This window comes from Streptomyces roseoverticillatus (genome assembly GCF_000719265.1).
In the GTDB taxonomy this organism is placed as follows: Bacteria; Actinomycetota; Actinomycetes; order Streptomycetales; family Streptomycetaceae; genus Streptomyces; species Streptomyces roseoverticillatus.
Window position 1 is genome coordinate 436,320 of sequence record NZ_JOFL01000006.1, and the last position, 19,282, is coordinate 455,601.

Sequence of the window (19,282 nt, forward strand, 5' to 3'; positions counted from 1 at the left end):
GGTGGACCCGATCACGCGCAAGCGGTGAGGGCCGGGGGCGCGGGGAACGATCCCCGCGCCCCCGGGCCCGTTTCAGGCGTTCTTGCCCGACGCCTGCTGGACGACCTCGAAGGACAGCAGGCTGGAGCCCGTGGCCGCCGGCTTCGGGCGGGCGCCCTCGCCGCCCTGGTGGCCCTGTCGCATCGGGCCGTTCATCCAGTTCTGGTAGTCCTCCTCGCTGCGCCAGCGGGTGTAGACGAAGTAGTCGTCCGTGCCCTCCACGGGCCGCAGGAGCTCGAACCACTCGAAGCCGTCGCTGGACTCCACGAGCCCGGCACGCGCGGAGAAGCGCTCCTCCAGGACGGCGCGCTGCTCGGCGGGGACGGTCAGGACGTTGATCTTGACTACGCTCATGCCCCAATGGTGCCCGATGTCCCCGTTACGGGTGTGGCGGGGGTGCCGGTGTGGCGGCGGGGCCGCCGTGAGCACGGCCGGCACGAACCCTTGTGCCGGGCGCGGCGATGTAGTGCGCTGGCACGCATGGGGAAGCAGAGTGCTCTCGTACTGATGGCCGCAGTGGCGGTGGGGCTGGGATCTCTCGTGACAGGCGTGCCGGGCGTTCGCGCGCAAGCCGCCGAACGCGACGCCGGTGGCGCACCGCCGCCGGACGGCCCTCCACCGGCGCTGCCCGTCGGCCTCGACGAGGTGACGATCCCGGAGCTGCAGGCCCGCATGGCGGACGGATCGCTCACCTCGTCGGCGCTGACCGCCGCCTACCTGCGGCGGATCGCCACCGTCGATCCCAGGATCAACGCGGTGCTGCGCACCGATCCCACCGCCATGCGCCAGGCGGCCGCCAGCGACGCCCGGCACCGGCGCGGCAGCGCCCGCGGACCACTCGACGGCATTCCCGTCCTGCTCAAGGACAACATCGACACCCGCGGCATGCCCACGACCGCCGGATCGCTGGCACTGGCCGGCAGCCCGCCGCACTCCGACGCGGCCCTCGTCACCAGGCTGCGGGAGGCGGGAGCGGTGATCCTCGGCAAGACCAACCTGTCCGAGTGGGCCAACTTCCGCGCGGCGAAGCCGACGTCGGGGTGGTCGGCGGTGGGCGGCAGACCAGGAACCCCTACGTAGGGGTCCAGCCAAGGTGAGTCCAAAAGCCGCCACGGGATGATCTTGGTGCGTTAGTTCCCCTGCTGTCCCTCTATCACCAGGAGCTGGATTCTGTCCCGGGTTCCGTGTTTCTGATCTTGCGGGGCTTGTCGGCCGGTGATGATCACGCGCGGGCGCGTGGGCGCCTTCCAGCAGGGGCTGGGTGTCGAGTGGGGTGGGGATGACGTCGATCGAGCGGACCGCGTACCCGCGGTTCAAGCGGTTGACCACCGCGCGTGAGCTGCATGTGTTCTTCACGCCGGGTGAGGAGGAGTGGGCCTGGGCGGAGGGGGTGACGGACTCCGACGAGCATCAGCTCGCGTTGCTGGTGACGTTGAAGTTGTACCAGCGGATGGGCTGTTTCCCGAAGGTGCACGACGTGCCGGAGCAGGTGGTGGAGTTCGTGCGGCGGGCGGTGGGGCTGCCGGAGAGCACGCTGCTGGTGTACGCGTCGGGCCGTACGGCGGAGCGGTACCGGTCGTGGGTGCGTGAGCGGTGCGGGGTGCGTTACGACGGCCCGGCGGCGCGCAAGCTGGCCGAGGAGGCGATGCGGCTTGCGGCGGCGGCGAAGAACAACCCGGCGGATCTGATCAACATCGCGCTGGAGAAGCTGGTGGAGGCGGGGCTGGAGATACCCCGGTTCTCCACGCTGGACGCGATGGCCTCCACGGTGCGGGGCGAGGTCAACGAGGAGATCCTGGCGGGCGTCCGGGACCGGATGACGCCCGGGGAGCGGCGCCGGCTGCTGGGGCTGGCGGATGTGGTCGGGCTGGATGGCAAGACGCTGTTCAACGCGCTCAAGCAGAATCCCGGGAGGGCGACCTGGTCGCATTTCAAGCGGCTGAAGAGCCACCTTCAGTGGGTGGACGGGCTGGGCGAGACCGCCACGTGGCTTGAGGGGGTCGCGCCTGCGAAGGTCGCGGACTTCGCCGGCGAGGCCGAGGCCCAGGATGCGGCCACGCTGAAGGACTACACCGAGGACAAGCGGGTGGCGCTGACCGCGTGCCTGGCCGCCAAGGCCCGCATGCGCGCGCGGGACGACATCGCCACGATGTTCTGCAAGCGCATGGCGGCGAAGGCGAAGAAGGCCCGCGAGGAGCTGGCGGAGATCCACCGTCGGCAGCAGGAGATCGTTGAAGCCCTGATCGGCAACTACCGCACCCTGCTCCAGCAGGTCGACAAGGAGGGGCCCGTGCAGACGGCGCGGGCGAGGGCGGCGGCACTGACGAAGCAGGCCCTGGACGCGCTGGAGGGCATGGAGGAGGACGCCAGTGCGGCCGAGGTGGCAGGGCGTCTTCAGGGGAAGGTCTCCCCGGCGTTGCTGGTGCTGGCCGAGGGGCTGATGGTGCAGTCGAACGGCCTGGGCTCGCTGCTGTCGGCCGTGGAGCGGCTGGGCGGGTTCGAGACCCAGTACGCGCAGATCGAGAAGGTCTCCGCCCACCACGGCGACAACTGGGAGGTGCTGTTGCACGGGCACCTGAAGGCGGACCGGCCGGTGATGTTCGACCTGACCGGCGTGATCGAGCTGAAGGCCACCAGCGAGGACGGAAGCGTCCTGGACGCGCTGGAGCACGCGAAGGCGTACCGGACGCCGGCCCGCGACTACATCCCCGACCGTGACGCGGAGGGCAAGGAGATCAACGTCTCCTTCGCGACCCAGAACTGGCAGAAGGTCATCCGCGACCGCCGCCGGCCCGGCTACTTCGTGCGCCGTCATTTCGAGGCCATGGTCTTCTACTACCTCGCCGAGGAACTGCGGTGCGGCGACGTGGCGGTCATGGGGTCGGAGGAGTACGCCGACTGGTCCGAGCAGCTGCTTTCGTGGGAGAAAGTGGAGGCCAAGCTGCCGGAGTACCTGGTCGAGGTCGGCCTGCGCGAGGCCGGCGATGCCACGCCGTTCGACGGCCGCGCGCTGGTGTCCCTCCTGCGGGCGCGGCTGAGCGAGGCGGCGGCGAAGGCGGACGGGGACTACCCGGACAACGACGAGCTGTTCATCGACCCGGACACCGGGGTGCCCAAGCTCAAGCCGCGGCGTGCGGCGAAGCCGCGCAAGAGCGCCGAGCGGCTGGAACAGGCGCTCAAGGAGCGGATGCCGGAGCGGTCGCTGCTGGGCATCGTGGCGCGTACGGCGTACTGGATCGAGTGGTGGCGGCGGTTCGGGCCGGCTTCCGGCAACGACCCGAAGCTGAAGGACCCCTTCGGCCGCTACGTGATCACCACGTTCGTCAAGGGCACGAACATGACGTTCGCCGAGGCCGCCCGGCACATCGCCGGGGTGAGCGCGCACGAGCTGTCGGTCGCGGCCCGCCGGCACGTGACGACCGCCAGGCTCAACGAGGCGCTCACCGACGTGGTGAACGCGCACGCCAAGCTCGACGTGTCCCGCGCCTGGGGCAACGGCACCACCGCGGCGGCCGACGGCACCCACATGGACACCTACCTGGACAACCTCCTCGCCGAGACGTCCGTCCGGTACGGGGCCGTGGGCGGCATCGCGTACCACCACATCTCGGACCTGTACATCGCGTTGTTCACGCACTTCGTGCCGTGCGGGGTCTGGGAGGCGGTCTACATCATCGAGGGCCTGCTGAAGAACGCCAGCGAGGTCCAGCCGGGCACCATCCACGCCGACACGCAAGGCCAGAGCTATCCGGTGTTCGCGCTCGCGCACCTGCTCGGCATCGATCTGATGCCCCGCATCCGCAACTGGAAGGACTGCCTGTTCTTCCGCCCCTCCCGCACCACCGTCTACGAGCACATCGACGCCCTGTTCGGAGAGCCGGGCCGCAACGTGACCGACTGGGACCTGATCGCCACGCACTTCAAGGACCTAATGAAGGTGACGGTCTCGGTCCGCGAGGGCGCCATCTCCTCCGCCCTGCTGCTCAAGCGGCTGCGCTCGGGCTCCCGCAAGAACGCCACCTACACCGCCTTCCGCGAGGTCGGGCGCGTGATCCGCACCGTCCAGCTGCTCCGGTATCTATCGGACGCGCCGCTGCGCGGCCGGGTGACGGCCGCGACCAACAAGGTGGAGGCGTTCAACGGCTTCAGCGACTGGGTGCGGTTCGGTCAGCGCGGCACGGTCGCGCACAACGACCCGGTCGAGCAGGAGAAGGACGTGAAGTTCACCTCGCTGCTGGCCAACCTGGTGATCTTCCACAACACCCTGGACATCGCGGACGTGGTGCGGCAGCTGCAAGCCGAGGGCCACGTGATCGACCCACTGGACCTGGCCCAGATCTCGCCGTACCTGACCGAGCACATCAACCGGTTCGGCGCCTACTCCACCCACGAACTCGGGATCACCCCCGAGGACTACGACACCCGCCTCGACGTCGACTTCAGCGCGCTGGAAGACGACCAGGTCCCATCTGCCGCATGACCGCACCGCCCGGGCCGGGAGGCTGATCGCCTTCCGGCCCGGGCGCCTGCGGGCCTACCGGGACAGATGCAGGTCCCAGCCGTCCGTGGTGCGGGTGAGGGCGGGGGTGTAGGTCTCGGGTGCCGGGCGTCCGGCTTTCTCCCAGGCGGCCAGCCAGCTGTGCAGGACCGACGGGGAGGGGCAGTCGGGCCGGTCGGCGAGGATGGTGCCGTCCTGCTGGATGACGGCGGCCGTCGTCGGGGTGGAGTGGCCGATGGCCCACAGATCCGGGCGGAGCCCGGCCATGGTCAGGTGCCCGTTACAGGGAGGTGGCGAAGGTCCGCCAGGACGGCCAGTCGACGTCTGCATGGCCGTACGGCTCGGTGTGCGCGTCCTTGGCCAAGCGGTCGACTGCGGTCCGGGCGCCGGTGTTCAGGTGGTCGTCCTGCTCGCGCCATGCGATTCCCTTGTCGGTCCACCGTCCGGGCAGGTCCAGTTGTCTTTCGGGGAGGCCCTTCGATATAGCCGCCGCCTGCCGCTGCCGTACCGCGATGCCGGCTGGCCGGGGGCGGTTGCCCCGCGCAACGCGGAGGCGTGCGTTGGCATTCGACGGCGCGCACATGGGGGGCGCGCGGTTTTCGTGCGCCGTGTGCTGCGGATATATCCATGCGTTGTGGCGCAGGGAGTTGACTATTCCGCTTCAGGCGGGCTCACTGAACGTAGTAATTCAGCCACGGTGTGCGCGGTGAATCGCCTCGCCAGTACCCCAGCCCTGGGTGGTGCGTCCTCCCGGTGACCGGTGGGTCTGTCGAACGTCCCGACATTTCAGGCCCTGCCCTAGGACCAAGCCGACCTCGCATCTGCGCAGAGTGATGGCCCTCAGTATGCCATCGCGCGTGGTGCGGACCGGCGAGGGGCCGTTTCCCCGGGCCTTGACGGCCCTTCCTCAAGTCATCTGACGGTGCCTGGCGCTGTCTGCGGAACACCCTCGGCAGAAAGGTCTTCTCGATGAGGGCGATCGTGTTGAGGGGCGGGCCGGCAGGTCTGCTCCGGGTGCACCACATAGCGGGGACCGAGATCCCGGAGAAGGTGACGGTGGCCTACTACGGGCTGCACGTGCATTTTGTGCCGGCCGGTGACGTCGAGGTGGTCGACGGGGAAGAGCTGCCGGTGTTCCGGTTCAGCTACAGCACGGTGATCGCGGAGTAGGCGGGGTGGGTCATGTCGGCTTCGGAAGCAGAACCGATTGCGATCATCGGGATCGGCTGCCGGTTCCCGGGCGGGGTGGATTCGCCGGGCGGGTTGTGGCGGCTGGCGGCGGAGGGGCGGCAGACGGCGGGGCCGGTGCCGGCCGGCCGGTGGGATGCGGCGCGGCTCGCGGCCTTGCATGATCCCGGGCTTCAGGCTCCGGCGGCTGTCGGCTGTTTCCTTGAGGGGGATGTGTGGGCGTGGGAGCCGGAGGCGTTCTCCATCGCGCCGGTGGAGCGGGAGTGGGTGGATCCGCAGTCGCGGGTGATGATGGAGGTCGCCTGGGAGGCGGTGGAGCACGCGGGCATCCCGGTGGACCGGCTGCGTGGCTCGCGTACTGGGGTGTACATGGGCACCTATGCTCCGGACAATCTCTTCCGTGAGGCACGGCCGGTCGAGGACGCCCCCAACAGCGCGTATCTGTTCGGGAATTACACGGCCGGTACGGCGGGCCGGGTGGCGTTCGCGATGGATCTGCGCGGCCCGGTGATGGTGGTCAGCACCCACTGCTCCTCCAGTCTGGTGGCGCTGGATACGGCGTGCGGGGCGCTGACCTTGGGCGAGTGCGATATGGCGCTGGCCGGCGGGGTGCTACTGATGCTCGCGCCGCAGACCCAATACTTCGAGGCCCCACTGCTGCTGTCACAGCGGGGAGCTTGTCATGCCTTCGATGCGCGCGCTGACGGGTATGTGCGGGGCGAGGGCGCCGGCGCAGTGTTCCTCAAACGCCTGGCGGACGCGCGACGCGATGGGGACCGGGTGCTCGCGGTGATCCGCGGCAGCGCGGTCAACAACGACGGGCAGGCCACGCGGCTCACCGCCCCTTCCACGCAGATGCAACAGCAACTGTTCCGGGAGGCCGTCCACAAGGCGGGTATCGATCCGGGTGAGGTGGGGCTGGTGGAGGCGCACGGTCCGGGCACCGGGGTGGGCGATCCGGTCGAGTACACCTCCATCAACGCCGTCTACGGCCAGGGCAAGGGCCGCTGCGCCCTGGGGTCCGTCAAGACGAACATCGGGCATTCAGAGCCGGTGTCAGGCATCGCCGGGGTCATCAAGGCGGTGGAGTGCCTGCGTCGCGGCGTGATCCCGCCCAACCAGAATTTCGACGCATGGAACCCGGGCATCGACCGGGCCGAGACCTCCCGGCTGTTCGTGCCGACCGAGCTGACCCGCTGGCCGGTTCCCGGCACCGGCCGACTGGCCGCGGTCTGTTCCTACGGGGTGAGCGGAACCAACGCCCATGTGGTGCTGGAGAAGGCGCCTGCCGCGCACGGGCGGCGTGACAAGGGCAGGAAGCTGCAGCCGGCTGTCGGCGAGAAGCGGTTGTTCCTGCTGTCGGGCAATTCGCCGCAGTCCCTGACCGAGGCAGCCACGCGCCTGGCCGAGTGGATGGACGGCCAGGGGGCGACGGCGGAGCTCCGCGATGTGGCGCACACCCTCGCCCTGCGCCGCTCCCACAGCGACCACCGTCTCGGCATTGTTGCCAACACTGCCGGTCAGCTGGTTGAGCGGGCCCGGGCTTTCGCCGCCGGGGAAGGCCCGGACGGGGTGGTCGCCGGAACGCCGGTCCTGCCGCCGGGACACATAGGGCCGGTGTTCGTCTTCACTGGGCAGGGATCGCAGTATCCCGGCATGTGTCAGGGACTGCTCGCCGACGAACCGGTATTCGCCGCAGCGATCGACGAGCTGGAGCCACTGATCCACACGGAGTCAGGTTTCTCCTTGCGGGAGATGATCCTGGAACCCGCGGGGCTGGTCGGGGTGGACCGGATCCAGCCCACCTTGTTCGGGGTGCAGGTGGCGCTGGCGGCGTTGTGGCGGTCCTGGGCCGTTGAGCCGGCCGCGGTCATCGGCCAGTCCCTCGGCGAGGTCGCCGCGGCCGTCGTCGCCGGCGTGCTCACCCCATTGGACGGCGCAAAGGTGATCTGCCGCCGGGCGACCCTGCTGGCCCGGATCGCCCACGGGGCGATGGCCTCGGTGATGCTCAGCGCGAGCGACACCCAGGCCGCCATCGACGCGGCCGGCGCCGACGGAGTCTCCCTCGGCGTGCTCACCGCACCGTGCACCACCGTCATCTCAGGCGACGCGGCACAGGTCCGTGCCCTGGTCGAAGGGTGGAATGTGGCCGGCACGGTGGCCCGGATGGTCGACGTCGACGTCGCCTCGCACTCCGCGCAGGTCGACCCCATCATCGACGAACTGCACACCGTTCTCGGCGACCTGCCAGCCAACCGCCCGCAGGACACGGTGTTCTTCTCCACCGTCAGTGACGATCCCCGCGATCCCGGCTCGCTGGACGCCTCGTACTGGGTGCACAACCAGCGCGACACCGTGCACTTCCAACGGGCGGTGACCGCGGCGCTGGAGGACGGGCACCGGCTGTTCATCGAGTGCACAGCCCACCCGCTCGCCGCACGCCCCATCGCTGACATCGCCGCCGAAGCCGGTATCCCGGACGCGGTGGCCGTGGGCAGCCTGCACCGCGGCATGGAGGACCAGGAAGCATTCCTGACCCACCTGGCCACCGCGCACAGCGCCGACTACGGCGGGATCGACTTCGCCACCCGCTACGGGGACGGCGAACTGGCCGAGGTCCCGGGAACGGCATGGAACCGCACTCGCCACGGCGGCGACCAAGCACCGTACGCCCTCATCGCCCCGCACCTGCCCGCAGCTGCCCAGCACCCGCTGCTCGGCGGCCACGTGACCGACCCCGACCACCCCGACCGGCACCTGTGGCAGACCCCGATCAGCCCCAAACGGCTGCCCTGGCTCGGCGACCACCAGGTCGCCGACACCCCGGTCCTGCCCGGCACCGGACTCGCCGAGATGCTCCTTGCCGGCGGCACGCACGTCTTCGGCACTGGCCGCATCGCGCTGAGCGACCTGCGCATCGACGCGCCGCTGGTCCTGGACCCGGAACCCGAGGTCATCACCCGCCTCGAACGAGCATCGGACCACGCACGAGCCGAGGTCCTCACCTGCACCCCAGACGGCATCGTGGTGCACGCCCGAGCTACCGTCCGGCCCCTGCCTGACCAGGAGATGCCCCCCATGCTGGATGCGGACCTGCTGCCCTCTGCCCAGTGGGCCGACTCCGATCCCGCCGACCTGCACCGGCACTTCCGCGAACACCACCAGGTCTTCCACGGCCCCGCCTTCACCGCCATCGACCGCATCCAAATCCACCCCGACCACGGCCGCGCCACCGCCCGGCTGCACATCGCCGACTGCGCCCGCGTCTCGGCCTGGCGGATGGCGCTGCACCCCGCCCTCGCGGACGAGTTCGTCCAGACCGCCGTGGCCGCCTGGCTCGACTTCTGCCCCACCAGCCCCGGCCCCGTGGTTGTCGCCGGATTCGACGAGATCCGGCTGTACGGGCCCACCGCACACGCCCGCCTCGCCTGCATCGAAATCCACCACGCCGACGACCTCGCCTGCATCGCCTCCGGACAGCTCGCCACCGACGACGGCGCCGTCGTCGCCGAACTCCGCGGCCTGCGCCTGACGAACATCACCCCACCCGAACAGCGCTACACCGCCCGGCTCTCCCATCTGGCCTGGTTGCCCGAGCCCCCCGTCCCGGTGCCACAGGCCAGCGATCAGCAATGGCTCATCGTCGGCCCCGAGGACACCCCGTGGGCCGGACGGCTCGGCCGCCTGCTCGGCAAGAAGACGGCGGGCAGCCGCCGGCTTGCCCATCCGGGTGACCGTCCGCTGGATGTCCAGCAGCTGGCCCAGGCCCTCGACGCCGAGACCGAACCGCCGTGCACTCATGTCCTGCTCGTCCTGGGCCGTCACGACATCGCCCCCACCCCGACAGCCGCCCGCGCCGCCGTACAGCGCACCCTGGCCGTCCTCACCCATCTGGCCGGGCGGGAGACGCCGCCGAGACTGTGGGTGATGTGGCGGGGCGACACCCCGATGGCCGCCGCCGGGGTGCGCGGACTCCTGCGGACCGCAGCCTTCGAACACCCCGAACTTCATCCCAGCAGCCTGGAGGTGGCCGGGGACACCCCGCTGGAGGCGGTTCTGGCCGATCTCCTCGCCGATGACCAGCCGATCACCGAGATCGCCTGGCGGCACGGGGTCCGCTACCTGGCCCGTCTGCAGCCGGGCCCCGGCCCTGCCGCGGACGGCCTGCCCGATCCGGTCAGGGCGGAGGGGAGCTATCTGGTCACCGGCGGCCTCGGCGGTCTGGGCCTGCTGACCGCGCGCCGGTTCGCCGAAAAGGGCGCCCGCCGCATCGTGGTCTGCGGCCGCAGCGCCCCTACCGAGGCCGCCGCACGAGTACTGGGAGATCTGCGCACCACGACCGGTTGCGCGATGGAGGTGGTGCGCGGCGACATCGCCGACCTCGACACCGTCCAGGAGGCGCTGAAGGCGGCCACCGACGGCGGTGTCCCGCTGCTCGGCATCGTGCACGCGGCCGGCGTCGTCGAGGACGCCACCCTCGCCAACCTCGACCCGGCCCTGCTGGAGCGGGTCTGGCGTGGCAAGACCGAAGGCGCCTGGGCCCTGCACCAGGCCACCCTCGACCTGGAGCTGGACTTCTTCGTTGTCTATTCCTCCCTCGCCTCTCTGATCGGCTCCCCCGGCCAGGGCGCCTACGCTGCCGCCAACGCCTACCTCGACGCCCTCACCGCCCACCGGCAGAGCCAGGGCCTTGCGGCTACCGGCATCCACTGGGGCGCCTTCAGCCAGGTCGGCCGCGGCCAGCACCTCGCCCGACAAGGGTTCGTGCTCATCAACCCCGCCGACGGCATGGACGCCCTCGAAAGGATCCTCACCGAAGGCCACCGCCGGATCGCCTACAACCCCATCGACCCCGCCCAGTGGACCGCCCCCTACCCGGCCCTGCGCCACTCCACCCTCCTGGCCCACCTGCTCGCCGACACCCCCACCGCCGACACCAGCGACTCCCCCGTACGCGACGAACTCCTCGCCGCCGGCAGCGAGACGGAACGCCACCGGATCCTGGAGGACTTCATCACCGGCCAGATCCGCGAACTCCTCGGCAACACCACCCGCCACATCGGACCCCACACCAGCCTCGTCCTCCTCGGCCTCGACTCCCTCGGCGCCGTCCAGCTCCAACAACGCATCCAGCACACCCTCAAGACCGAGGTGAAGCCAGGCGTCATCTGGGTCAAACCCACCCCCGCAGCCCTGGCCGACTGGCTCCTGAACGAGATGGGCCTCGCTGGACCACTGGAGCATGCCGGATCGGCTCCGGGCTCCGCCGCCAAGGAGGGGATCAGGTGATGCGCCCGGAGCAAACAGGCACAGGCCGGGGTGGTGACGTCAGGGTGGCGCCTGAACATCACACCGGTGACCTGGTGGGCCACCATCGCGCTGGCCCTGGCCGGGGCCTGCCCAGCCAACGGTCTAACTCATCCGATGACCAGGACACCTTCCCCACAGCCGTCCACTCTGCCGGATACCGCGGGATCGACTGTGCCTCGCGCCGTGGCACCGGCGCACTCGGTTCGCCTGGACAAGCCGCCTACGCCGCCGCCAACGCGTTCCTGGACACCCTGGTCGTGTGGCGGCACGCCCAAGGGTTGGCCGCGACCGCAATCCACTGGGTTCCATGGAGCCCAGTCGGACACGGACGACACCCCGCCAAGAAGGCGTCCTGGGTACCACTACCAGCGGAATCGTCACAGCCAGCGCGATATTGGGCCGCGACCTGTACTCCGAAGTCCGCTGCGGCCGGGTCTTCGCGGACCTGGCCCGACTCACCGCGATCGAATCTTCCTGGGATCCGCTGACAGCGTCACGGCGGCTCGGTCGGGGCGCATGACCATTCTCGGCAACAGCCGCCATGCACGAAGAAAACCGGAGGCGAACCAAATGAATGAAAACAGGACACTACGGTGGGCGGGGCTGTGCGGGGCAGCGGTGCTCCCACCCACCATCGTCATTCTGGCGCTGAACGATTTCCCCTACCCGGACGACACCCTGCCGGGCCAGGCGTATTGGGACTACATGATGCCCCATTACACGGCGGAGGTTGGGGGGATCATCTGGATCTACACCGTCGCCAGCGCCCTGCTCTTCACCCTGCTGTTGGCGCGGGCCTACCACCTGCGGGCTGGCCACACGACAGCAACCGGTATCGCGATGAGCGGGTGCATGATCGCGTTCGTCTCCAACACCTTCATGAACTGCACCGCCTACATGGTGCCGACGATGATGGCGCGCGGGCTGCCGTCATTCGGCACAGAAGCCGACCTCCAGCTGTTCACCTACTCGTGGAACTTCACACAGTTGGGCAATGCAGTGAGCACGTCCCTGCTCGCGATCGTCTGGGGCGCGATATTCATTGCCAACCGGAGCCATCCGATCCTGCCGCGGTGGCTAGGCCACTGGGGAGCCGGACTCGCGGTCGTGGTCAACGTCATTTCCCCGGTCTTCGTACTGCTGCCCACCGGCCCGTGGTCGCCGAGCTCCCTCTTCCACTTCCTGATGCAAGGGGGACCGACCTGGGGTTGGATCACCGCTGCGGGAATCTACCTGCTCCTGCGGAAAGCGCCGACCGCCCACGCCGAGTCAAACCCGACTGACCACACACAGCCGCACCGTATCGAGAAGGGAAGCAACGGGTGAGTCGCGCGACGTTGAAGATATCTACCGGCACTTATACGCGCAGCGCGATCGTACTCGGTGCGGGGGCGGCGGGATTGGCGGCAGCGGGCGCACTGGCCGAGTACTCGGACTGCAGCTGGAACTTCATCCGGCGCGCTCCGCTGACGCAAGGGGGTGTCGCGGAACCGGCATTCGCCAGGGACGGTATGCCGCATACAAACCTGGAGCGGGACAGCCCTACGGGCATGCCGATTGTGTGGGTGAGTGGCCCGACTGGTTTCGTTCGAGTTTTCCCGTGGGCGGGCACCAAGGTTCCGGTTCGGATGACGGTGGATCACTACGGCCAGCATATGCATTTAGGTGTACCGAGGAGGTCGCGGTCGTGGAGGGCCGTGATAATCGCTGTTTTCCGGTTGGTCTACAGGACAATGATCGCCGAGTGGGAGGCTTGTGATGTCTCCATCGAACGGTTCCACCGGCGCTGATCCGGGCAATGCGGTCGTGATCGGTGCGGGTGTCGCGGGGCTTCTGGCCGCGCGTGTGCTCAGCGGCGCCTTCGAGCGTGTCACCCTGGTGGAACGTGACCGTTTGCCTGCAGTTCCGCGGCCACGTAGGGGGGTGCCCCAGGGCTGCCATACTCATGCCCTGCAGGCGCGGGGCCTTCAGGCGTTGGAGGAGTTGCTTCCCGGCCTCTCGCGGGAGCTGGCGGCGCACGGGGCGCCGCTGGTGGATTTCTGCCGGGACTCGCGGTTCCAGCTGCCGCACAGGGTGCTGTCGGTGATGGAGTCCGGCATTCTCATCCAGCCGGTCAGCCGCCCGCTGCTCGAAGCCGCCGTCCGCCACCGTGTCCTGGGGCTTGGCAACGTCGTCCTGCGTGAGGAACGCACCGCCACCGGCCTGCTCACGGACGGCGCGGGCCGCCGGGTGACTGGGGTCCGCCTCACCCGGCGGGCCCGGCGGCCTCGTGAGGCCGCCGAGGAAACACTGACGGCCGACCTGGTTGCCGATGCGTCCGGCCGCAGCTCGCACCTGCCCGACTGGCTCCTCTCCCACGGCCTGCCGCGTGTCGCGGAGACGAGAATCGATGCCCGCGTCGGCTATGCCACCCGCTCCTACCGCACCACTCCCGACGCCCCGGCCCCCTGGCGTGCCCTCTTCGAAACCCCGCAGGCCCCCCACAGCCCCCGGGGCGCCTTCGCCCTCCGCATCGAGGACAACCGCCTGCTCGTGACCTTGCACGGTGCGGGCGGCGACCACCCGCCCGTCGGCGAACAGGGCTTCGACACCTTCATGAAATCCCTGTCCAGCGACCTGTACGACACCGTGCGCCAGCTCCGCCCGGACTCCCCGATCAGGCGCTACGCCCGCACCGCCAACCGCCGCCTGCACTACCACCGCCTCACGCCCTGGCCCCAACAGCTCATCGTGCTCGGCGACGCCGCCTGCACCTTCAACCCCGTCTACGCCCAGGGCATGACCGTCGCCGCGCTCGAAGCCCTCGCGCTGCGCGACCTCCTCGCACAGCGCACCGGTCCGCCGCCACCGGATTTGGCCCGCCGGTTCCAGCGCCGGCTCGCCCACCTCACCACCTGGCCCTGGCTCCTGGCCACCGTGTCCGACCACGCCTGGCAGACCAACAGATCCCCGTCCCTCCTCACTCCCCTCTACCGCGCCAGCCAGTGGTACATGGACCAATGGCTACGCGGCGCGACACAGGACCCGGGCATGCTCTACGACCTCGCCAGGGTCACCAACATGCTGGCAGGGCCCGCGCCCCTGTTCCATCCCCGGCACATCATCCGTATCGGCCAGGGCGCTCTCACACCTCGACACGGCACAGCCCGCAGCACGGGCACAGCAGAAGCACATGCCGGTCAGCCGAGTTGTCGCGGCGCGCCGGGCGGCCACGCCACCGAGACCACCGAAGGCGCAGACCGACCGGAGCGGGAAGGCAGGACAGGCCGATGACGGACTCACAGCACTGGGACGCCATCGTGGTGGGCTCCGGCCTGGCCGGGCTGACCGCAGCCGCATACCTGACCGCCAACGGGATGCGCACTCTGGTGTTGGAGCAGTGGGAGGTGGCCGGGGGCTACTCCCACGTCCTCCGCCGCCGCGGCCAGTACGAATCCGACGTGGGAATCCACTACATCGGGGACTGCGAGCCCGGCGGCACTACCCCAGCCGCCCTCATGCGGATTGCCGCCCAGCTCACCAGAGGGCGAAAAACGGCCCCTGCCCCACCAATAATGAGGTGATCATCGACCTCCTATCGCACTCGGAACAACACCAGGAATCATCCCGCCGTGGAAAGAATCAACATGGTTCAGCAACGCATGACCCAACCCGCCACAACACTCCCGAACCTCAAACACCACAGTCAATAATCCCATGGACGCCACGCCAACGACACTGAAGCCGACACCGAGGTGGCGCACACCAGTCATGGTGTGGGCCGTGATCGGGTCCTTCTTCCTGATCGCCGAGGTGTGGGTGATGGCCCGATGGGCCATTAACGGCGGGGGATGGTCCCCTACCTACTCCAACGTGAGTACCACGTGGAAAGTGCTGCTATGGGCAGTCATGCTGATTACCATCGCCACGATCGTTTTCTATTTGACCTGGACGGTTATCCAGGTCACGAAGCGACGCACCCTCACCATTGAGGCGATGCTGCTTTTCGGCTACTCCACCACGTTCTGGCTTATCCCGGTGATCAACTACACCGGAGAAAACATGATCCAAAACAGGTACCTCATCAGTACCACCAGTTGGGGGCCGTACATGCCCGGGTGGCGCGGCCCGAACTCTGAGCCGCAACAGCTGTTCTCCTCGTGGTTTGGCCTCTGCTCAGCAATGGTGTACTTCGTCCCGACCCTCTGGCTCCTGCGGGTTGTCGTGCTGCGCCGATGGCCTCACCTGACTGGCCCGAAACTCGTCCTGGCCGCGGTCGTCGTCTCAATAGTCCTCAATCTCGTGCTTGAGCCCCTGATGATCTTGGGCTCCTACAGCTTCGTCAAGGCCGTACCCTGGCTAACCTTGTTCGCCGGGCACTGGTATCAATTCCCGGTCTACGAACTGATCACCACTGGTATCGCGTACGGTGCGGTACCCGGCCTGATGTGCTACTACCACCAGCACCATCCTCGGGGCGCGCCCATCCTGCGCGGTGTCGAGCAGTTCCCCCGCGCCGCACGGCCGTGGATCGCGACGTTGTCCGCCACTGGCCTGGCCCAGGTCATCATCCTGTTCTGGACAGCCAGCAACGCGGTCATCGCCCTCGCCGGAGTACCCCTCACCGGCATCCCCGCACGCCTGCGCTAGGACCAGCCATGCGTGATCAGAGCAGCGGCGACGCCGCGCACCCGAACCGACACCAGGAGGCGCTGTGGCCGAGGCTGAACGCTGGGAGGCGATCGTTGTCGGCGCGGGACTTGCCGGTCTGACGGCGGCCGCGTACCTGACCGCGAATGGCCTGCGCACACTTGTCCTGGAGCAATGGGAGGTCGCCGGCGGATACTCGCACGTGTTCCGCCGCCGCGGTGGCAGATACGAGTTCGAGGTAGGCGTCCACTACATCGGGGACTGTGAACCGGCGGGCGCGATCCCCACTACTCTGCGTGGTCTTGGCCTTGACGGCCGGATCACATTCTTGCCGATGGACCCCGACGGCTTCGACACGCTCGTGTTTCCTGACCTCACCTTCCGCGTGCCACGGGGCTGGGACAACTATCTGGACGCCCTGGTCACGACGTTCCCCGCACAGGAACACGGACTGCGCAAGTGCGTCCGGACCCTGCGTGCGATCGGTGGGGAATACGAGCGCGTCGCCCCACCGGAGACGCTGATACAGACCGCCGCCTTCGCGGCACGGTGCCCACGTACGGTGTACTGGTCCATGCGCCCGCTGTCCGTGCTACTCGACGCGTGCGGGCTCGACGAGACCGCACGCGCGGTGATCTGCGGACAATCCGGCGACTACGGAGCCGCACCTGATGTCGTGCCCGCCGCCGTGCACGCCGTGCTGCTCAACCACTACATCAAGACTGGCGCGTACTTCCCCCAGGGAGGTGGCCAGGTGCTGGCCGCCAACCTGATCGACGTGATCCACGGTCATGGCGGCCACATCCGGACCGGTGTCCGGGTCGAGCGGATCCTGGTCCAGCACGGCCAGGCACAGGGAGTCCGGCTCCGCGACGGACAGGTCTTCCACGCGCCGATTGTCGTCTCCAACGCCGACATCAAGCGGACCTACCTTGAGCTTGTCGGCACCGAGCACTTGCCGGCCCGCCTCGTGCGCACGGTGCGTGGGTACCGCATGGCCCCGCCGTTCTTCATCGTCTACCTGGGGCTGGACACCGATCTGCGGCAGTGGATGCCCAATACCAACTACTGGCTGCACGAGAGCACCGAGGCCGGGATGTTCTACCGTGGCCTGCGTCCCGGCACGCCACACCGCCTCGGTGGCCTGTTCGCCAGTTCGGCCTCGCTCAAAGACCCCGATTCCCCGCATATCGCCCCACCCGGCCACGCCTCACTAGAACTACTGGCGTACGTCCCGGCCGACTACTCCTTCTGGCGCCTCACCACCGACCCCGCCAGCGACAAGCGCTACCGCCGCAACCCCGGCTACCTGGCCCGCAAGGAAGACCTCACCAACGCCATGATCGACATGGCCACCCAGCACTTTCCCCGCCTGCGCCGGCACATCGTCTGGCAGGAAGCCGCCAGTCCCGTCACCCAGGAGCGCTACACCCTGGCCACCGGCGGCTCGTGCCTGGGGCTCGAACTGGCCACCGACCAGTTCGGCCTGCGCCGCCCCAGAGCCACCACCCCCATCCGCGGCCTCTACCTCACCGGCGCCAGCACCCGCTCCGGCCCCGGCGTCCTGGGCACCACCACCAGCGGACTCGTCACCGCCGGCGCCATCCTGGGCCGCGACCTGTACACCGAAATCCGCCAAGGTCGGGTCTTCGCCGACCCGGCCCGGCTCACCGCGGGCGGCCCCGGCTGGGACCCACTCCATGCCTCACGCCGTCTCGGCCGCCACAGTGTCAGAGAGGGCTCCCGCCACCGACCACGCACCTGAGCCGCAGTCCACCGTCACGGAGTGATCTGTTGACCAATTGGCCAACAGGGTCATGGCTTCTACAACAGCCGGCGCATCCAGCAGCAGCTCGGCTACCTCATCCCCGTCGAGTTCGAGGAGAAACACTACGTCGGCCAGGCAACGGTCGAACAAGCGAACCGCCGGGGGAAGCTCACCCTCGACCTTCTGCGAGAGGCCTGGAGTCGGTCACGTTTCCGCAGGTTGTGATTCGCAGAAGTCCTCTCAGAACCAAGGAGTTGTGCGAGACACTTCTGAGGTGGACCTGACGCCCGATCAAGCCGCAAACGCGGTAGAACGAAACGACTGTCCGAAGTGCGAAGCCCCGGCCGGCAGTCCCTGCCGGACCCGCGGAGGGAAGACCGCGACGAAGTACCACACCGCCCGCTTCATCCTCGTCCCCGCCCTGCGGGAGGAACTCGACGTCCTCGTGCCGGAAGACCGGGGACCGGGGCGGCCGTGGAAGCCGGGCCCGCCCGCCGAGGCTCAGCCTGCCACCGCGGCGACCAAGCCCATCCGGATCGGGTACGCCCGCTGCTCGACCGCCCAGCAGGAACTCCAGAGCCAGCTCGATGCGCTCGCACCCGTCTGCAAGCGGATCTTCTCCGAGAAGATCAGCACACGCGTGAAGACGCGGCCGGAGCTGGAGAAGGCGCTGGGGCTCGCGTACGACATCAAGGAGGCAGCCCCCGACCAGGAGGTCATCCTCACCGTCCACGAGCTCAAACGCCTCGCCCGCAACGCCGCCGAGCTGATGACCTTGTCCGGCCAGCTCCAGGCCGCCGGCGTCCAGCTCGAACTCCTCACCGGCCCGCTGAGTGGCATCTATGACCCAGGCGGCATGGGCGCGATGTTCTTCGCCGTCCTGGCCGCCGCCGCCCAGATCGAGCGCAACTACATCCGCGAGAAGACCCTCGAAGGCCAGGTCTCCGCCGCCGCAAAGGGCAACCACGGCGGCCGGCCGAAGGTCATCGACGAGGACTCCCTCCTCTTCGCCCGCGCCCTGAAGGACCGCGGCGTCCCCGTCCCGGAGATCGCGAAGAAGCTGACCATCAAGACCGGCAAGAACGCAGGGCGTCACCCCTCCGTCGCCTCGCTCTACCGCGCGCTCGCCGAAGCCGAGGAAGACGCCGTGCCGGCCGGGGCAGAAGCCATCGGGCCCCGGCGGCCCATCCGGGCCCGCATCACCGGCCCCAGCAGCGGCACCGACTCCGAGCTGATGAAACGCCTCCAGCAGCAGGCCCCGGACACCGCCCCCGACGACGTGACGGCGCTGCTGGCCGCACACGCTCTGGACCAAGGAGACGCCGAATGATCCCCCTGCCGCCGCACCGTACGAAGGGACCGGGCATGCTGGGAGCCCCCGGCCCCGGCAGCGACGGACCGTTCGGCTGCTGGCCCGACGATGCCGACAACGACCAGGGCGACGATGCCGGCCGGGACGAGTAGCCACCCCGCCGCAGAGCGATCCTGGATGCGTGGCCCGTATCCGCTTCTGCGACTCGTGTGGGGCCCGGCGGCCGAGGGGCTCCTCGGCCCGGCGCCGGTACTGCGACGACGTGTGCCGGGCCCAGTCATACAGGGACCGCAAGCGCGCCGACCACGCCTTCGGGCTCGGGCTGATGCTCGGCGAGGCGGAGTGGACCGGCGACGAGGGCATGATCCGGCTGCTGACTTGCCCCGAGTGCGGCCAAATCACCTTCGCGGGAGCCACGCGGCGCAGCGACCTGATTTACTGCTCCGGACGCTGTCGATCAATGTCTCGTCTCATTGGATCTTGCCTGCTGGCAAGGCTGTGACCAGGACTGATGCAAGGGAGGGTGAGATAGATCTTT

Annotated in this window: 15 protein-coding genes; 12 read left to right on the forward strand and 3 right to left on the reverse strand. The window is 69.0% G+C overall.

Features of this window, described 5'->3' with window-relative positions; genetic code table 11:
* Positions 1–72 precede the first annotated feature (72 nt).
* Positions 73–393, reverse strand: a complete 321-nt coding sequence (locus IF61_RS0109220; protein ID WP_030365795.1) for an antibiotic biosynthesis monooxygenase family protein — start codon at positions 391–393, stop codon at positions 73–75.
* 126 nt (positions 394–519) lie between these two features.
* On the opposite strand from IF61_RS0109220, the gene IF61_RS0109225 reads away from it, so the two are divergent.
* Both IF61_RS0109225 and IF61_RS0109230 read left to right on the forward strand, forming a co-directional pair.
* Positions 520–1,119 carry an amidase family protein gene (locus IF61_RS0109225; RefSeq protein WP_078660068.1) on the forward strand — a complete coding sequence of 200 codons (600 nt, stop codon included), beginning with the start codon at positions 520–522 and terminating at the stop codon, positions 1,117–1,119.
* A gap of 199 nt (positions 1,120–1,318) precedes the next feature.
* On the forward strand, positions 1,319–4,519 hold the full coding sequence (locus IF61_RS0109230; RefSeq protein ID WP_030365797.1) for a Tn3 family transposase: 3,201 nt from the start codon (positions 1,319–1,321) through the stop codon (positions 4,517–4,519).
* Between the two features lie 54 nt (positions 4,520–4,573).
* Here the strand turns inward: IF61_RS0109230 and IF61_RS33270 are convergent, their stop codons facing one another.
* Positions 4,574–4,804: a hypothetical protein gene (locus IF61_RS33270; RefSeq protein ID WP_030365798.1), complete on the reverse strand. Its 231-nt coding sequence runs from the start codon at positions 4,802–4,804 to the stop codon at positions 4,574–4,576.
* A gap of 13 nt (positions 4,805–4,817) precedes the next feature.
* Positions 4,818–5,120: a hypothetical protein gene (locus tag IF61_RS33275; RefSeq protein WP_030365799.1), complete on the reverse strand. Its 303-nt coding sequence runs from the start codon at positions 5,118–5,120 to the stop codon at positions 4,818–4,820.
* Positions 5,121–5,506: 386 nt separating this feature from the next.
* Between IF61_RS33275 and IF61_RS0109245 the strand changes: the two genes are divergently transcribed.
* From IF61_RS0109245 to IF61_RS35780, 10 genes are all read left to right on the forward strand, one after another.
* Entirely contained in the window at positions 5,507–5,707 is a 201-nt protein-coding gene (locus IF61_RS0109245) for a DUF5988 family protein (protein ID WP_030365800.1), read from the forward strand.
* A gap of 12 nt (positions 5,708–5,719) precedes the next feature.
* Complete coding sequence (locus IF61_RS0109250) at positions 5,720–11,014, forward strand: type I polyketide synthase (protein ID WP_078660069.1); 5,295 nt, start codon at positions 5,720–5,722, stop codon at positions 11,012–11,014.
* On the forward strand, positions 11,014–11,523 hold the full coding sequence (locus IF61_RS37705; protein WP_157848569.1) for a KR domain-containing protein: 510 nt from the start codon (positions 11,014–11,016) through the stop codon (positions 11,521–11,523). The genes IF61_RS0109250 and IF61_RS37705 overlap by 1 nt, the downstream gene beginning before the upstream one ends.
* Positions 11,524–11,551: 28 nt before the next feature.
* The gene (locus IF61_RS0109255; protein WP_157848570.1) at positions 11,552–12,361 is read left to right on the forward strand and encodes a hypothetical protein; all 810 of its coding nucleotides are present in this window, start codon (positions 11,552–11,554) and stop codon (positions 12,359–12,361) included.
* Between the two features lie 432 nt (positions 12,362–12,793).
* Complete coding sequence (locus IF61_RS0109265; protein WP_342667979.1) at positions 12,794–14,308, forward strand: FAD-dependent oxidoreductase; 1,515 nt, start codon at positions 12,794–12,796, stop codon at positions 14,306–14,308.
* Positions 14,305–14,598, forward strand: coding sequence for an NAD(P)-binding protein (locus IF61_RS0109270; RefSeq protein ID WP_030365804.1), 294 nt, complete (start codon positions 14,305–14,307; stop codon positions 14,596–14,598). The genes IF61_RS0109265 and IF61_RS0109270 overlap by 4 nt, the downstream gene beginning before the upstream one ends.
* A 133-nt stretch (positions 14,599–14,731) precedes the next feature.
* Positions 14,732–15,664, forward strand: a complete 933-nt coding sequence (locus IF61_RS0109275) for a spirocyclase AveC family protein (protein WP_078660071.1) — start codon at positions 14,732–14,734, stop codon at positions 15,662–15,664.
* 64 nt (positions 15,665–15,728) lie between these two features.
* A complete protein-coding gene (locus tag IF61_RS0109280; RefSeq protein WP_043188282.1) occupies positions 15,729–17,429 on the forward strand; it encodes a phytoene desaturase family protein in 1,701 nt (566 codons plus the stop codon).
* 259 nt (positions 17,430–17,688) lie between these two features.
* Positions 17,689–18,762, forward strand: coding sequence for a recombinase family protein (locus tag IF61_RS0109285; RefSeq protein WP_245684457.1), 1,074 nt, complete (start codon positions 17,689–17,691; stop codon positions 18,760–18,762).
* Positions 18,759–18,896 (forward strand): hypothetical protein, encoded by a 138-nt coding sequence (locus IF61_RS35780; RefSeq protein WP_157848572.1) that lies wholly within the window; start codon positions 18,759–18,761, stop codon positions 18,894–18,896. The genes IF61_RS0109285 and IF61_RS35780 overlap by 4 nt, the downstream gene beginning before the upstream one ends.
* Positions 18,897–19,282 lie beyond the last annotated feature (386 nt).

Coding starts and splice junctions, on each gene's coding strand:
- IF61_RS0109220 (WP_030365795.1), bottom strand. CDS start 393: ATGAGCGTAGTCAAGATCAACGTCCTGACCGTCCCCGCCGAGCAGCGC.
- IF61_RS0109225 (WP_078660068.1), top strand. CDS start 520: ATGGGGAAGCAGAGTGCTCTCGTACTGATGGCCGCAGTGGCGGTGGGG.
- IF61_RS0109230 (WP_030365797.1), top strand. CDS start 1,319: ATGACGTCGATCGAGCGGACCGCGTACCCGCGGTTCAAGCGGTTGACC.
- IF61_RS33270 (WP_030365798.1), bottom strand. CDS start 4,804: ATGGCCGGGCTCCGCCCGGATCTGTGGGCCATCGGCCACTCCACCCCG.
- IF61_RS33275 (WP_030365799.1), bottom strand. CDS start 5,120: ATGTGCGCGCCGTCGAATGCCAACGCACGCCTCCGCGTTGCGCGGGGC.
- IF61_RS0109245 (WP_030365800.1), top strand. CDS start 5,507: ATGAGGGCGATCGTGTTGAGGGGCGGGCCGGCAGGTCTGCTCCGGGTG.
- IF61_RS0109250 (WP_078660069.1), top strand. CDS start 5,720: ATGTCGGCTTCGGAAGCAGAACCGATTGCGATCATCGGGATCGGCTGC.
- IF61_RS37705 (WP_157848569.1), top strand. CDS start 11,014: ATGCGCCCGGAGCAAACAGGCACAGGCCGGGGTGGTGACGTCAGGGTG.
- IF61_RS0109255 (WP_157848570.1), top strand. CDS start 11,552: ATGACCATTCTCGGCAACAGCCGCCATGCACGAAGAAAACCGGAGGCG.
- IF61_RS0109265 (WP_342667979.1), top strand. CDS start 12,794: ATGTCTCCATCGAACGGTTCCACCGGCGCTGATCCGGGCAATGCGGTC.
- IF61_RS0109270 (WP_030365804.1), top strand. CDS start 14,305: ATGACGGACTCACAGCACTGGGACGCCATCGTGGTGGGCTCCGGCCTG.
- IF61_RS0109275 (WP_078660071.1), top strand. CDS start 14,732: ATGGACGCCACGCCAACGACACTGAAGCCGACACCGAGGTGGCGCACA.
- IF61_RS35780 (WP_157848572.1), top strand. CDS start 18,759: ATGATCCCCCTGCCGCCGCACCGTACGAAGGGACCGGGCATGCTGGGA.